Genomic DNA, 15,527 nt, shown 5'->3' with positions numbered 1-15,527 from the left:
ATTTCGGCCACAGACCCGGAACCGCAAGGTTCCGGGTTTATCTACTTGTTAAGACACTGATCAGAAAATGCTTTTCAAAGATCGTGGCGAAACCGTGGCTGTAACAGATCGTAAGAATCCGTGATTTGGCCGGCCTGATTGCCACAGCTATACACGCTTCCGGAACGACAGAAGGCGCGGCTGGTCGATCGACTGCCAGCGCTCGCAGGGGCTTCAAGCAGCGGACGGACTTTCTCATACCGCCCCCCGAAACGGGTGCGCGGGAAGGATCCTGGCCGAGGGCTAAGGTATGCGGACGAACCAACAGACAACACTCAAAACGTCCGTGACCCTGACCGGAATCGGAGTCCACTCCGGCAACCCGGCAGAGATCACGCTCCACCCTGCCAAAGCCAACCACGGTATCGCGTTCCTCCGGACGGGCACGACCACCGGCAACGACCGGATCATCAAGGCCCACTTCGCCTGCGTCTCCGCCACCGAGCTGTGCACCGTCATCGGTGACGTCGAGACCGGCGCTGTCGCCACCATCGAGCACCTGATGTCGGCCCTCTACGGGCTCGGTGTCGACAACGCTCTGGTCGAGATCGACGGCCCCGAGATGCCGATCCTCGACGGCAGCGCCCGCCTCTTCGTTCAAGCCATCGACAGCGTCGGCCTTGCCCTCTGCGGCGCACCGCGCCGCTGGCTCAAGGTGCTTCAGCCCGTCCGTATCGAGGCCGGCCGCGCCTTCGCCGAACTCCGCCCGATCGACCGCGGCTTCCGCCTCGACGTGGAGATCGACTTCGAATCCCCGGTGATCGGCCGCTCGCGCAAGGCGATGGACCTGACCCCGGCCGCCTACCGCCGCGAGATCGCCCCCGCCCGCACCTTTGGCATGATGAAGGACGTGGAGCGCTACTGGAAGGCGGGCTTCGCGCTCGGCGCCTCCCTCGACAACACGGTCGCCGTCGGCGAGACCGCCGTCGTCAATCCGGAGGGCCTGCGCTTCTCGGACGAGTTCGTCCGTCACAAGTTCCTCGACGCGGTCGGCGATCTCGCGCTGGCCGGCCTGCCGCTTCAGGGCGCCTACCGCTCCTATTGCGGCGGCCACCGCATGAATGTCGGCATCCTCGAAGCCCTGTTCGCCGACCGCGCGAACTACGCCATCGTCGAGGGCCAGGGCACCCGCCGCGAGACCACCCGCACCGAATTCGGTGCCGGCCTCGGGATCGCCGCCTTCGCCGCCGAACTGTAACCCGGACGCCACATCGGCCCTCGATCCGCGTCGCAGGCGGAATACCTTAAAGGTTCCCTACGCCCTGCCGTTTTGACGCCCGAATCGACCGCCAACCGTAAAAGCCTGCGCGTAGGTCGCGCGCCGCCCTTCAAGCGGCCGGGCCTGACAGGGAAATTGACCGCGATGCCTGTGACCTTCCCGACCCGTGGCGCGATGGCGGCCGTGCTCCTCAGCCTCGGGCTCGGGCTCGGCGGCTGCGATGCCCTCGATCCGACCAACCTCTTCGCCGAGAAGTACAAGCCCGAGGCGATCCCGGACACGCCCGCGGACAAGCTCTACAGCGAGGGCTTGGCGAAGATGGAAGACAAGGATTACGAGAACGCCGCCAAGCAGTTCGATCAGCTCGACAAGCAGTACACCTATTCCGACTGGTCGCGGAAAGGCCTGCTGATGACGGCCTACGCGAACTACGAGGGTGCGAAGTACGACGAGGCCATCACCGCCTCGAAGCGCTACCTCCAGCGGCACCCGGCGAGCAAGGACGCGGCCTACGCCCAGTACCTGATGGCCATGTCGCAATATAAGCAGATCCCGGACGTGACCCGCGATCAGGAGCGTTCCGAGCGCGCCCTCATCGCCCTCCAGGAACTGGTGCAGAAGTACCCGACCTCCGAATACGCCGCCGACGCCAAGGCCAAGATCCAGATCACCCGCGACCAGCTCGCGGGCAAGGAGATGGAAGTCGGCCGCTTCTACCTCGAGAAGCGTGCCTTCCCGGCAGCGATCAACCGCTTCCGCGACGTGGTCAGCAAGTACCAGACGACCCGCCACGCCGAAGAGGCGCTGGAGCGTCTGGTCGAGGCCTACATGGCGCTCGGCCTGACCGGGGAGGCGCAGACCGCAGCCGCCGTGCTCGGTCACAACTTCCCCGACAGCCCCTGGTACCAGGATGCCTACAAGCTCCTGCAGACCGGCGGCCTCGAGCCGCGCGAGGAGAAGTCCTCCTGGCTCAGCAAGGTCTATCGCGGCGTGATCGGCAAGACCGCCGCCGCTGACTGACGGTGCGAGGGCATCGTCCCGGAGGACCGCCTCGGGCTTTCGGACGAAGATGATGCAGCAGTGAGAGCCCTGAGCATCGTCCCGAATCCGATATTCGGGACGATGCTCTCGCGTTCGCGACGACGGCGTGTGCGGGCCCCGATACGATCGGCCGATCCGCGTAGGAGATGCCCCCAGAGCCGCCTCGAAGGCGCGTTCGCCGTCATGGGGGAGGGGCCTCGCAGGCTTACGGTGAAGCCGCCCCATCCGTTTGCAATCCCGACCCGTCGGCGCAGATTCCAGGATACGCTGCCTGCCATGAAGGCCCTTCTGCGCTGGCGCAGAGCCCTTGCCGACCATACCCTGCGCAGGAAGCCCGACGCGGTGACTCTCGTGGCGATTGCCCGCAACGAGGGTCCCTATCTCGTCGAGTGGCTCGCTCACCATCTCGCGGTCGGATTCGATCGCATCGTCGTCTATGACAACGAGAGCCAGGACGACACCCGCGCCCTGTTCAAGGCGCTGAGCCCCCGCGATCTCCGGCTGCGGCGCGTTCCCTGGCCGTCTCCGCTCGACGATTCGGCGCAGGTGCTGGCCTATCACCACGCCCTCACGGGTCTTGCGACACCCTGGGTGATGTATCTCGACCTCGACGAGTTCCTCGTGCCGTTCGGCCATGCCGACATGGCCGGCCTGATCGGCTCGCTGCCCGAAGACGTATCGAGCCTGCACGTGAACTGGCGCGGTTTCGGCTCTTCCGGCCATACGCAGCCGGGCTACGGGCTGATCACCCGCGCCTTCACCCGCTGCGCTCCGCACGACTGGGGCAACCACTATCACTTCAAGACCCTGGCGCGTGCCAGAGACGTCTCGGCCGTGCGCATCCACGACGTCTGCCATCATCGCGGCCGGCGGGTGCTGTCGGACGGAAGGGGTTTTGCCAACACCTCGGACGGCACGTCGGACCGCGTCGTCTACGATGGCGTTCAGATCAACCACTACCAGTGCAAGACGCTGCCGGAATTCCAGGCGCGGATGCGGCGCGGGGATGCGAACTTCCCCAACCACCATCCCGGCCGCCTGCGCGACGATACGCTCGCGCGTTTCGAGGTGCTCGACCGCAACGAGACGGAGGACCACGCCATCCGTGCTTTCGAGGCGCCGTTCGAGTCCGAGTACCGGCGACTCTGTGCCATCCTCGGCCGGAATCCCGCACTTTCCGGGTGAAGTCTCCGTGGCTTGCGGCTAAACCCGCGCACAATCCAAAAGGGGCTCTGGCGCCGCTTCATGCTCGTCCAGCTCGCGATCCGCGACATCGTTCTGATCGACAAGCTCGAATTGACCTTCTCCGGGGGGCTCACCGTTCTCACGGGTGAGACCGGTGCGGGCAAGTCGATCCTGCTCGACGCGTTCGCCCTGGCGCTCGGGGGGCGCGGCGACGGCGGTCTCGTGCGGCAGGGCGAGGCGCAGGGCGGCGTCACCGCCGTGTTCGACGTGGCCCTCGACCATCCCGCCCGCGCCGTCGCGGCAGCCGCCGAGATCAACACCGACGGCGACCTGATCCTGCGCCGCACGCAATTCGCCGACGGGCGCACCCGCGCCTTCGTCAACGACCAGCCGGTCGGCGTGCAGACCATGCGGGCGATCGGTACGGCGCTCGTCGAGATCCACGGCCAGCACGACGACCGGGCCCTGGCCGAGCCCACCACCCACCGCAGCATCCTCGACGCGTTCGGCGGGCTTCAGGGCCCGCTCGCGCAGGTGGCGTCGGCCGCCAAACGCGTGCGCACCGCCCGCTCGACGCTGGCCGAGCAGCGCGAGCGGGTCGAAGCCGCGCAGAAGGAAGCCGATTTCCTCCGCCACGCGGTGGAGGAGCTGGGCCTTCTCGATCCGCAGGCGGGCGAGGAGGCCAAGCTCGCCGAGCGCCGCACGCTGATGCAGCAGGGCGAGAAGGTCGCCCGTGAGTTGAACGAGGCGCTCGATCTCGTCGGCGGCTCCGGCTCGCTCGTGCCGCATCTGTCATCCGCCGTGCGCCGCCTGGAGCGGCGCAGCGCCACGGTGCCGGCTCTGGTCGATCCGAGCATCGCCGCCCTCGATGCCGCGCTGGTGGCCCTCGACGAGGCGCGCGCCGCCCTCGATGCCGCGGTGCTCGCCGCCGAGTTCGATCCGCGCGAGTTGGAGCGGGTCGAGGAACGGCTCTTCGCCCTTCGGGCCGCGTCGCGAAAGTATTCGGTCCCGGCCGACGACCTCGCCGCCCTGCGCGGTCGCTACGATGCGGACGTTGCCGCCCTCGATGCCGGCGAGCAGGCGCTCGCCGGGCTCGAGGCCGAACTTGCGGCGGCGGAAGCGGCCTATGCCCAGGCGGCCAAACGGCTCGGCGACGGGCGTCGCAAGGCGGCCAAGGCGCTCGATGCGGCGGTGCAGGCCGAGCTGCCGCCGCTGAAGCTGGAGGGCGCCCGCTTCATCACGCAGATCACCGTAGACGAAGCCTCGCGCGATGCCGCCGGCACCGAGCGGGTCGAGTTCTGGGCCCAGACCAATCCCGGCACCCGCGCCGGTCCGATGATGAAGGTGGCGTCGGGCGGCGAGCTGTCCCGCTTCATGCTGGCGCTCAAGGTCGTGCTCGCCGGCAAAGGTTCGGCGCCGACGCTGATCTTCGACGAGATCGACACGGGCCTCGGCGGCGCGGTGGCCGACGCCATCGGCGCGCGGCTCGGCCGGCTCTCGGAGCAGGTTCAGGTGGTGGCCGTGACCCATGCGCCCCAGGTCGCCGCCCGCGCCGTGACGCATTTCCGCATCGCCAAGGATAGCGTGAAGGACGGTGCGAAGGGGAAGGCGCCCAAGGGCGCGGAGAAGGGCGCCGACCGGGTGACGACACGGGTGATCGGGCTCGCGGCGGATGCGCGCCGGGAAGAGATCGCCCGGATGCTGGCCGGCGCAACGGTCACCGACGAGGCGCGGGCGGCGGCGGCGCGGCTCCTGTTGGGAGCAGAGGGTTAGAGCATCATCCCGAAAGGTGGCTTCCGGCTTTCGGAAAAAGATGATGCAAAGATAAAAGGCCAGAGCATCGTCCTAGATCCGCCATCCAGGACGATCTAGTCGCCCTCGTCGAGTTCGATGCCGTACTCCGCCAGCACCCAGAAGATGGCTTCCAGATCGTCCGCCGTCACATCGCGCGGCGGCAGCGCCTCTTCGAGGTCGTCGTAGGTCAGCGAGCGGCGGCGCTCCGCATCCGCCTTGGCCAGCAAGCGATCGACCGTCATGCGGATGTCGGCCGGCAGGGCATCGTGGCTCGGCAGCACGATCCCGCCTGCCGGGCGCAGGGCGTCGCTGAGCAGGCGATCGATGATCGCCTGCCGTCGCGCATGAGCTCCGTCCGAACTGTCCATGCCACGGAATATGGACCGGCGCGGGCGCGCGTCGAGTCTCCCCCGGCCACCGTCTTGAATGACTCCCTGCATCACTCCTTGCCGACCGACATGAGCAGGCGCTCGGTGCGGGCATCCTCCAAGCGGTTGACCATGCGGCGGCCCTCGTGGACGTCGCGAAGCGTCTTGGTGGCGGTGATGCAGGACTGGACCAGCATCACCGTGCCCATGGCGAGATAGCCCTTCATCCAGAAGTCGAGGGGCATGAACAGGATGCCGAAACCGACGAGTGCGGCGGAGGCGACGAACGAGGCTTGGGTGAAGACGACCCAGGCGCCGGTATGCTGCGCAGTGTCTTGGGACATGGTGCAATTCCTTGGGACGAGGGAGGACGGATCAGGCGGAGGCGGCGCGGGCGGCCTCGGCGCGGCTTCGCAGGCGGGCGAGCACGTCGTCGGAGGAGGGGCGCGTCCGGGGGCCGAAACCCTCGCGTTCGAGGCGCTCGGCAAGGGTCTCCGCAGGCGTCTCGAGCGCGGCCAGCGCGTCGTCGGCATCCGTTGCCTCGGCCTGGATGCGCTGAAGCCGGGCCAGCGTCGCCTCGGCCTGCCGCAAGGTCGCGCGATCCGGCACGCTCTCCGTCCGGCGCAGACGCCGGACCGCCTCGGAGGCCGCCGCCACCCGCCGGCCGCGCTCCAGGGCCGCCTGCCGCCCCGTCGCGTCCGCAAGCACCGCACGCATCCGGGCCACCTCCGCCGCGAAGGTCGCCCGTGCCGCGCACAAGGCATCCCGCTCGGCTTCGAGGCTGGCGATCGCGTCGGCGGCCTCGCGGGCCAGATCCTCGCGGCCCGCCGCGAGCGCGGCCACGGCGCGGGTCTCCAGATCGGCGGCGCGTGCCTCGACCTGCGCCAGACGCCGCGCCTCCGCGCTATCCCCGGCCATGGCCGCGGCCAGCGTGCGTCGGCCGCGCTCCAAGTCGGCGGCGGTCTCGCGGATCTGCTGATCGAGCACGAGAAGGGCGTGGCGGTCGTGGGCCTCCTCGCAGGCCTGGGCGGCAGCACCGCGGGCGAGGGTTCGCAACAGCGTCAACATGGCATCACTCCGAGGGCGTGACCGCGTGGTCACACCCTCATGGATGCCTCCGGTTTGCACAGCGTACAAGTGACGTTTTGCACGCTGTACAATGCGGCTGGCTGCTCAGTCCGTCACGGCCAACACCGCTGCCCTGGCGACCCGCACGGGGATCGCCTTGGCGGCCGGCACCTTGGCCTGGGCATCGTGGTGCCAGAGGGGGATCAGCACGTTCAACTCCGGGTAGTAGCCGGCGCAATTGCCCGCGGGGATGTCGTATTTGACGATCCGCAGACCCTTCACCTCGCGGGCGAACTCGTCGGCGGCCTCGGTCACGACATCGACGGTCTCGCCGTCCGCGAGTTGAAGGCGTTCGATGTCGTTCTCGTTCATGAACAGCACTTGGCGGGTGCCTTTCACCCCGCGGAAGCGGTCGTGATAGCCGTAGATCGTGGTGTTGAACTGGTCGTTCGAGCGCAGCGTGATGAGGTCGAGCACGTCGCGCCGGTCGCTCTTCATGTCCGGGTCCATGTCGAGCCCATCCGGCGGCACGGCGAAGTTCGCCTTGCCGGTCGGCGTCTCCCATTTGCGCTCGCGGGCGGCGACCGGCTTGTGCTGGCCGCCGGGCTCGAACAGGCGCGCGTTGAAGTCCTTGAATTTCTCCGGGTACGTCGCTTCGATGGCGTCGCGTACCCGCGCATAATCGCCGACCCAGGCGTTCCAATCGACCTTGGGGTTGGCCGGCAGCGTCGCCTTGGCCAATTGCGCCACGATCCAGGGCTCGGAGCGCACATGGTCGCTCACCGGCCGGGCGACGCCGCGCGAGCCATGGAAGCAGGATGTCGAATCCTCCATCGACACGGCCTGCGGCCCGCTCGCCTGCTCGTCCACCTCGATCCGGCCGAGACAGGGCAGGATGTAGGCGATCTCGCCGCGCACGAGATGCGAGCGGTTGAGCTTGGTCGAGACTTGGACGGTGAGACGCAGCGAGCGCCAAACCTCCTCCATCCGCTTGGTGTCGGGGATCGCGCGGATGAAGTTGCCGCCGAGTCCGATGAACGCCTTCACCTTGCCTTCGAGAACGCCCTCGCAGGTCTCGATCGTGTTCATCCCCTTCTCGCGGGGCGGCTCGAAGCCGTACATTTCCTTGAGTTTATCGAGCGGCACCAGAGACGGCTCGTCGGCGATGCCGACGGTGCGCTGGCCCTGCACGTTCGAATGGCCGCGAACGGGGCAGATCCCGGCGCCGGGCCGACCGATGTTCCCACGCAGGAGCAGCAGGTTGACGAACATCTGCACCGTCTCGGTGCCGCGGCGATGCTGGGTCAGGCCCATGCCGTAGACGCCGATCACCGCCTGCGCGCGAGCGTAGACGGCAGCCGCCGCCTCCATCCCCTCGCGCCTCAGGCCGGACTTCGTCTCCAGCGCCGGCCATTCGAGCCGATCGCAGAATTTCTCGAATGCATCGAAGCCGTGGGTGTGCTCCGCGATGAAGTCGACGTCGAGGATGCGCGGACGCCCCTCGCTTTGCGCCTGCCGATCCATGGCGAACAGCGCCTTGCAGATGCCGCCGAGCGCCGCGATGTCGCCGCCGGCCTTCACCTGATGGTACTGCGTCGAGATCTGCGTCGAGGAACGGGTCAGCATCTCGACCGGCGATTGCGGATTGGTGAAGCGCTCCAGGCCACGCTCCCGCAGTGGGTTGAAGGTGATGATGGGCACGCCCCGGCGGCGGGCATCCTGCAGCGGGTGGAGCATCCGCGGCGCGTTCGAGCCGACATTCTGTCCGAAGAACAGGATCAAGTCGGTCGACTCGAAATCCTCCAGAATCGTGGTGCCGACGGGCACGCCGATCGATTGCGGCAGCGCCTTCGACGTCGATTCGTGGCACATGTTCGAGGAGTCGGGCAGGTTGTTGTTGCCGTACATCCGCGCGAACAGCGCGTACATGTAGCTCGTCTCCAGCGACGCACGGCCCGACGAGTAGAACACCGCCGATTTCGGGTCGGTCTCGCGCAAGGCCTTCAGCTCAGCGCCGATCTCCGCGAAGGCCTCTTCCCACGAGACGGAGACGTAGCGGTCGCGCTGCGAATCGTAGCGCAGCGGATGGGTGAGCCGGCCCTTCGCCTCGAGGTCGTAATCGGGCCAAGTCAGCAATTCGGTGACCGAGTGGCGCTCGAAGAAGTCGGGGCCGATCCGCTTGCGGGTCTGCTCCCAGGCAGTCGCCTTGGCGCCGTTCTCGCAATACTCGAACGTGGCGGGCTTAGCCGGCTTCGACCACGCGCAGGACACGCACATGAACCCGCCCGGCTTGTTCTGCTTCAACAGCATCGCCGCGCCGGAAGCCGGGATCTCCTCGCGGGTCAGAATGTCGACCAGCGACCGGGCTGATCCCCATCCCCCGGCCGGGTCGGTATAGGCTTCGATCTTCTGGTCGGGCATGGCCGGTCTCGCTGCGCGTGGACCTCCGGCCAACCTTCAGGCGAAACGCAGAGTTCCGCCCGTGCGACGATGCCTGCGGCGCTCTGCGAGGCACTCAGGGCGATCGCTCGAAGGCGATCACCCTGATCCTTAGCTGGCCTCAATCGCCGGCGCCCGCCTCCGCGGGCTCAGGCTTCCGCTTCGCTCAATGCTTTTCAGGACTGAAGTTCTGAAAAGCCCGCTCCGCGCGGCGCTCTTCGCGCTGCGAAGCCGCTAAAGCGGCTTCGAGCGTTGGCCCTGGCGAGGCGCCACGCGGCTACTGGTCGGCGAACGGCTCCGCCGCCTGAGCGTCGGGGTTCATCCCCTCCACCGGCACTCGGCTGCGGCGGGGACGCGCCGGAGCGTTCGCCGCCGTCGGCGTCGCGGTGTTGGCGCCGAGCCGCGTCGCGAGCGCGATCGCCCGCGCCTCGGTGAAGCGCAGGTGGCAGTAGCCATGCGCGCCCTCGCGGGCATAGGTCCGGCAAGCCTGCTCGCGGTCGGAGGAAAAGGCCGCCTGCTCCTGCACGATCGGGCGCACGTCGCCGCCCCGCGCCCGCTGGGTCATGATCTTGTAATTGTCCCGCACCGCCTTGTCGGCGACGCCGCGGGCAGTGTCGAATTCGCCCGCCTGCGGAAGCAGCGCGGCGGCGTTCGGTCCCCACAGGCCCGACGGCGTGGTCTCGCAATCCGCCGCCGTGAAGGTGCAGGCCGATCCCGAGCCGAGCGGCGTGGCGAGCACGCTGCCGTCGAGGATCTCGAAGCGCAGCGGGCATTCGGCGCTCGCCGTCGAGAAGCGTGAGACGCCCTGCGCGCGGCCCTCGGCGCTCAACGGCATCGGCTTGCCGCCATCGAGCTTCACCGTGCAGTTCTCGGTCGGCTGCGAGATCTTGGTGCCCGGCAGCGTCATTTGAGCGGTGTAGGCCGAGCCGCTCCGCTCGATCTTCAGCGATCCGTTCAGCCCGTTCAGAAGCAGGTCCTGACCCGCGACGTTGTCCTCGGCCGGCACCCGCAGCACCACGGGCTGGCGGGGCTGGGCCGGCGCGCTCGGCCGCGTCTCGGCGCCTTCGCCCGGCGCCGGGGTGCCCGGATCCATCGGTTGCGGCGGCGGCTGGACGGGCACGTTGCGCGGCGGCTGCGGAGGACGGGCCGCCCGCCCGATGCCGAACAGCTCCTCGAAGAAGTTCTGCGCCTGAGCCGGGGTGGCCGGGGCCACGGCCAAGCCGGCGAACACGAGCAACGCCCCCGTCGTAACGCGGATCGGACGAGACTTCTTCGCGAAAACCCTCTCGGACACGGGCACGAACATCAGGCGGTCGGCCTCCCGGTTTGACGCCACTTCACGGGCGGTATGCATGAGCCATAGGCCGGTGTCCTAGCACGTCACCCGTGGCGTGGACGTGGCAGCCTGGCAACAAACAAGCCTTCCTCTCGGCGCCGTACCTCGAAAAACAGCCTCGGCGCGGCGGAGGATGACGCCCGCCGCTCAACCGTCAGGCGCGTTCTTGCGGCGGCGTAGCCGTCTTCTTATATGCGGCGGGACACGGGACGAGGCCTTTCGAAGCACAGCCCGCCAGGGCGTTGCGCTTCGGACCATCCCGTTCTCAAACCAGATGTTTTCAACCGCCATGGGTCGAGCTGCTTCGGGGCTCGGCGGTCTGCTTGAAAAATCCAACAGAGGGATCCCACCATGGGTAAAGTGATCGGTATCGACCTCGGCACCACCAATTCCTGCGTGGCCGTCATGGAAGGCACGCAGCCGCGGGTCATCGAGAATGCGGAAGGCGCCCGCACCACCCCGTCCATCGTCGCCTTCACCGACGACGGGGAGCGCCTCGTCGGTCAGCCCGCCAAGCGGCAGGCCGTGACCAACCCGGAACGCACCTTCTTCGCGATCAAGCGTCTGATCGGCCGGACCTACGACGATCCGCTGACGCAGAAGGACAAGGGCCTCGTGCCCTACACCATCGCCCGCGGCGACAACGGCGACGCCTGGGTCGAGGCCGACGGCAAGAAGTATTCGCCCTCGCAGATCTCCGCCTTCACCCTTCAGAAGATGAAGGAGACGGCCGAGTCGCATCTCGGCCAGCCGGTGACGCAGGCCGTCATCACGGTGCCCGCCTACTTCAACGACGCCCAGCGTCAGGCCACCAAGGATGCCGGCAAGATCGCCGGCCTCGAAGTGCTGCGCATCATCAACGAGCCGACGGCGGCCGCTCTCGCCTACGGCCTCGACAAGAAGAAGGCCGGCACCATCGCGGTCTACGATCTCGGCGGCGGCACCTTCGACGTGTCGATCCTGGAGATCGGCGACGGCGTGTTCGAGGTGAAGTCCACCAACGGCGACACCTTCCTCGGTGGCGAGGACTTCGACAACCGCGTGGTCGAGTACCTGACCGCCGAGTTCAAGAAGGAACAGGGCATCGACCTAACCAAGGACAAGCTCGCCCTCCAGCGCCTCAAGGAGGCCGCCGAGAAGGCGAAGATCGAGCTGTCCTCGGCCACCCAGACCGAGATCAACCTGCCCTACATCACCGCCGACGCCTCCGGCCCGAAGCACCTCGCGCTCAAGCTCAGCCGCGCGAAGTTCGAGTCGCTGGTCGATGACCTCGTGCAGCGCACGATCGAGCCGTGCCGCAAGGCGCTCAAGGATGCCGGCGTCTCGGCCTCCGAGATCGACGAAGTCGTGCTCGTCGGCGGCCAGACCCGCATGCCCAAGGTGCAGGAGGTCGTGAAAGCGTTCTTCGGCAAGGAGCCCCACAAGGGCGTCAACCCGGACGAGGTCGTCGCCATCGGCGCCGCAGTCCAGGCCGGCGTGCTTCAGGGCGACGTGAAGGACGTGCTTCTCCTCGACGTCACCCCGCTCTCGCTCGGCATCGAGACGCTGGGCGGCGTGTTCACCCGCCTGATCGACCGCAACACCACGATCCCGACCAAGAAGTCCCAGGTCTTTTCGACGGCCGAGGACAACCAGAACGCGGTCACCATCCGGGTCTTCCAGGGTGAGCGCGAGATGGCGGCGGACAACAAGCTGCTCGGTCAGTTCGATCTCGTCGGCATCCCGCCGGCGCCCCGCGGCATGCCGCAGATCGAGGTGACCTTTGACATCGACGCCAACGGCATCGTCAACGTGACGGCCAAGGACAAGGCGACGAACAAGGAGCACCAGATCCGCATCCAGGCCTCGGGCGGCCTCTCCGACGCCGACATCGAGAAGATGGTCAAGGACGCCGAGGCGAATGCCGAGGCGGACAAGAAGCGCCGCGAGCTGGTCGAGGTGAAGAACCAGGGCGAGAGCCTGATCCACGCCACCGAGAAGTCGGTCGCGGAGTACGGCGACAAGGTCTCGGCCGCCGACAAGGGTGCCATCGAATCCGCCATCACCGCCCTGCGCTCCGCACTGGAAGGTGAGGACGCCGAGGGCATCAAGGCCAAGACCAACGACCTGATGCAGGCCTCGATGAAGCTCGGTGAGGCGATGTACGCTGCCTCGCAAACCGAGGGTGCGCCCGGCGCCGAAGGTGCCGCATCCACGGACGAGAAGAAGGACGACGTCATCGACGCCGACTTCCAGGAAGTGGACGAGAACGAGCGCAAGAAGCGCGCGTAAGTCCGCAAGGACGGTCCGGGAGCGGTGCGCCAGCGCCGCTCCCGACAATATTTCATCGTCATCGGCACGGACGGCTTGATCCTCGGGCAAGGCTCGGGGATCAACCATGCCGGGCTCCGATAGAAGCGAAGGTCGATCCGGCCAATCCCGTTCGAGTCGGGAGGCGGATCGCAGCGGCGCCGAAATCCGGCAGGAATGCTGGTCAGCGAGTCGGCAGCCGACGCGAACGAGAGGCTCCAGGGGCCGGGAATGTCGAAGCGGGACTATTACGAGGTCTTGGGTGTCACGAAGACCGTGACGGAGAGTGAGCTGAAGGTCGCCTTCCGCAAGCTCGCCATGGTCCATCACCCGGACCGCAATCCCGGCGACAAGGAAGCCGAGATCAAGTTCAAGGAAGTCAACGAGGCCTATCAGTGCCTCTCCGACGGCCAGAAGCGCGCGGCCTACGACCGGTTCGGTCACGCCGCCTTCAGCCAGGGCGGCGCGGGCGGCCCCGGATTCGGAAACGAGTTCGGCGACTTCATGTCAGACATCTTCGAGAACTTCTTCGGGGACGGGCGCGCCGCACCCGGCGGTGCGGCGGGACGCGGGCGCGGTGGTGCGCCGGGCCGCGAGCGCGGTTCAGACCTGCGCTACAACCTCGAAATCAGCCTCGAAGAGGCGTTCGCGGGCAAGACCGAAACCATCCGCATCCCGACCTCGATCGCCTGCGAAGTCTGCTCGGGCACGGGCGCCAAGGCCGGCTCGAAGCCGCGCACCTGCTCGACCTGCGGCGGCTACGGCCGGGTGCGGGCGGCACAAGGCTTCTTCGCCATCGAGCGGACCTGCCCGAACTGTCACGGCCGCGGCGAAGTCGTGGACGATCCCTGCACGGCCTGCTCCGGTGCGGGCCGGGTCAACCGCGAGCGCACGCTGTCGATCAACGTCCCGGCGGGTGTCGATGACGGCCTGCGCATCCGTCTCGCGGGCGAAGGCGAGAGCGGCATGCGCGGCGGGCCCTCGGGCGATCTCTACGTCTTCCTCTCGATCAAGCCGCACCCGTTCTTCCAGCGCGACGGGGCCGACCTGTTCTGCCGCGTGCCGATCTCGATGGTGACGGCGGCGCTGTCCGGCGAAATCACCGTGCCGGTGATCGACGGTTCGCAGACCCAGGTTCGCATCCCCGCCGGCACCCAGACGGGCAAGCAGTTCCGCATCAAGAGCAAGGGCATGCCGGTGCTGCGCTCGCGGGAGGTCGGCGACCTCTATATCCAGGTCTCGGTGGAGACGCCGCAGAATCTCACCAAGCGCCAGCGCGAGCTGTTGCAGGAGTTCGACCAGAGCGCCTCGGACGAGAACCACCCGGAAAGCGCCGGGTTTTTCTCGAAAGTGCGTGACTTCTTCGTGAGCGGCTCGACGCGGGCGTGATCGCCCGCGCCGCACCGGATCAAACCCCCTGTTCCACCGGTTATGACCGCGGCTTACCGCTGCGGTCCTGTGTCCAGCGTCGTAAGGCGAAGCTTGACTGCCTACGGGTTTTCGTCGTCTAGCCTGTTCGATCCATGATGAGCCGAGGACCTTCGGACGTGCCGCCGCTTCGCCGTTCCAGTGCCCGAGCCGTCTCCGCCGCACGCACCGTCCGTGAGCGCAAGGATCCGTTGGAGGACGAGGCGCGCTTTCTGCGCTCCTGGTTCGAACGCCCGCTCGTCACGGGCGCGGTGACACCCTCAGGCCGGATGCTGGCGCGCACCATGGCCGCCTATGCCGATCCGAACGTCAACGGACCTGTGATCGAACTCGGACCGGGCACCGGCCCCGTGACCGAGGCCCTGATCCGCCGCGGCTTCGATCAGGACCGACTCGTCCTCGTCGAGTTCAATCCCGATTTCTGCACGCTGCTGCGCCGCCGCTTCCCCGGCGTCACCGTGATCTGCGGCGATGCCTACCGGATTCGCGAGACGCTGCGCGACCGGCTCGGCAGCCCCTGCGCTGCCACGATTTCCAGCCTGCCCCTGTTCACCAAGCCGCTGGAGCAGCGCTTCGAACTGCTGCAAGGCGCCCACGACCTGATGCATCCGGGCGCGCCCTTCGTGCAGTTCACCTACGCCGTGGTGCCGCCGATTCCGGCGAAATGCGAGGCGGGCAGCTACACCGCGAGCCGCTCCAACCGCGTCTGGCTCAACCTGCCCCCGGCCCGCGTCTGGGTCTATCGGCGTCCCGAGCCGAAGGCCGGCGAACGCTGAGTTTCAAGGCGCCGCTGGACCAAGCCGGCTCGCGAAAAGCCACCGGCGGGCGCGCTCAATGGAAATCGTCGTGCTGAATCCCGGTTTCAGATCGTTCTCCGCAATCGGGTCGGGGCATGTTTCGCATTGTTGAAATATTGCTCAGTACCCGTTCATCCGCCGGCTCATAGCTTCGTCGTCAAGGCCGTTGGGACGGCCCGATGAACGGAGATCACACGATGTCGGATACATCCTCGGCGCGTCGAACCCGCTTCGCCTTCGCCGCACTCGCCCTGATGGCCGGTGGCCTGTTCGGCGGCAGCACCGCCAACGCCGCCCCGCTCGCGCCGGCTCCGGAAGCGGCTCTCGCCTCGGCGGCGACGGTCGAGACGGTGCAGTGGCAGCACCACCATTTCGGCCACCGTCACCATCCCCGCCATTGGGGCCACCGCCACCATCACCACGGCCACTGGGGGCATCACCGCCGGCACTGGGGCCACCGCCATCACCATCACGGCCACTGGGGCCATCACCGTCGGCATTGGGGCCACCGCCACCACTGGTAG

General features: G+C 67.7%; 13 protein-coding genes. 8 read left to right on the top strand and 5 right to left on the bottom strand.

The features are described 5' to 3' along the window. The first annotated feature begins 289 nt into the window (after positions 1-289). The 4 genes from lpxC to recN all read left to right on the top strand — a co-directional run bounded on the left by lpxC (position 290) and on the right by recN (position 5,257). Positions 290-1,237, top strand: coding sequence for a UDP-3-O-acyl-N-acetylglucosamine deacetylase (gene lpxC / locus J2W78_RS14240; RefSeq protein WP_253371469.1), 948 nt, complete (start codon positions 290-292; stop codon positions 1,235-1,237). A gap of 165 nt (positions 1,238-1,402) precedes the next feature. Continuing rightward, complete coding sequence (locus J2W78_RS14235) at positions 1,403-2,278, top strand: outer membrane protein assembly factor BamD (protein ID WP_253371467.1); 876 nt, start codon at positions 1,403-1,405, stop codon at positions 2,276-2,278. Positions 2,279-2,575: 297 nt separating this feature from the next. After that, complete coding sequence (locus tag J2W78_RS14230) at positions 2,576-3,484, top strand: glycosyltransferase family 2 protein (protein WP_253371465.1); 909 nt, start codon at positions 2,576-2,578, stop codon at positions 3,482-3,484. Between the two features lie 60 nt (positions 3,485-3,544). Next, the gene (recN, locus tag J2W78_RS14225) at positions 3,545-5,257 is read left to right on the top strand and encodes a DNA repair protein RecN (protein WP_253371463.1); all 1,713 of its coding nucleotides are present in this window, start codon (positions 3,545-3,547) and stop codon (positions 5,255-5,257) included. 95 nt (positions 5,258-5,352) lie between these two features. Here the strand turns inward: recN and J2W78_RS14220 are convergent, their stop codons facing one another. The 5 genes from J2W78_RS14220 to J2W78_RS14200 form a co-directional block, all read right to left on the bottom strand. Beyond that, positions 5,353-5,646, bottom strand: a complete 294-nt coding sequence (locus J2W78_RS14220) for an RNA polymerase sigma factor region1.1 domain-containing protein (protein WP_012254285.1) — start codon at positions 5,644-5,646, stop codon at positions 5,353-5,355. A gap of 71 nt (positions 5,647-5,717) precedes the next feature. Next, on the bottom strand, positions 5,718-5,990 hold the full coding sequence (locus J2W78_RS14215) for a YiaA/YiaB family inner membrane protein (RefSeq protein WP_147018903.1): 273 nt from the start codon (positions 5,988-5,990) through the stop codon (positions 5,718-5,720). A 31-nt stretch (positions 5,991-6,021) separates the two neighbouring features. Further along, on the bottom strand, positions 6,022-6,714 hold the full coding sequence (locus tag J2W78_RS14210) for a PspA/IM30 family protein (RefSeq protein WP_253371462.1): 693 nt from the start codon (positions 6,712-6,714) through the stop codon (positions 6,022-6,024). Between the two features lie 105 nt (positions 6,715-6,819). Next, complete coding sequence (locus J2W78_RS14205) at positions 6,820-9,135, bottom strand: FdhF/YdeP family oxidoreductase (protein WP_253371459.1); 2,316 nt, start codon at positions 9,133-9,135, stop codon at positions 6,820-6,822. A gap of 295 nt (positions 9,136-9,430) precedes the next feature. Continuing rightward, positions 9,431-10,507, bottom strand: coding sequence for a hypothetical protein (locus tag J2W78_RS14200; RefSeq protein ID WP_253371457.1), 1,077 nt, complete (start codon positions 10,505-10,507; stop codon positions 9,431-9,433). Between the two features lie 333 nt (positions 10,508-10,840). Here J2W78_RS14200 and dnaK point away from each other — a divergent pair, with 333 nt between their 5' ends. The 4 genes from dnaK to J2W78_RS14180 all read left to right on the top strand — a co-directional run bounded on the left by dnaK (position 10,841) and on the right by J2W78_RS14180 (position 15,527). After that, entirely contained in the window at positions 10,841-12,760 is a 1,920-nt protein-coding gene (dnaK, locus tag J2W78_RS14195; RefSeq protein ID WP_253371455.1) for a molecular chaperone DnaK, read from the top strand. Between the two features lie 249 nt (positions 12,761-13,009). Continuing rightward, the gene (gene dnaJ, locus J2W78_RS14190; protein WP_253374040.1) at positions 13,010-14,167 is read left to right on the top strand and encodes a molecular chaperone DnaJ; all 1,158 of its coding nucleotides are present in this window, start codon (positions 13,010-13,012) and stop codon (positions 14,165-14,167) included. Positions 14,168-14,325: 158 nt separating this feature from the next. Next, positions 14,326-14,982: a class I SAM-dependent methyltransferase gene (locus J2W78_RS14185; protein ID WP_253371453.1), complete on the top strand. Its 657-nt coding sequence runs from the start codon at positions 14,326-14,328 to the stop codon at positions 14,980-14,982. Positions 14,983-15,200: 218 nt separating this feature from the next. Beyond that, positions 15,201-15,527: a hypothetical protein gene (locus tag J2W78_RS14180; protein WP_253371451.1), complete on the top strand. Its 327-nt coding sequence runs from the start codon at positions 15,201-15,203 to the stop codon at positions 15,525-15,527.

It is taken from the genome of Methylorubrum extorquens, assembly GCF_024169925.1.
Classification (GTDB): domain Bacteria; phylum Pseudomonadota; class Alphaproteobacteria; order Rhizobiales; family Beijerinckiaceae; genus Methylobacterium; species Methylobacterium extorquens_A.
The sequence above is the reverse complement of the archived record's forward strand: the minus strand, read 5'-3'. Positions and strand labels throughout refer to the sequence as shown.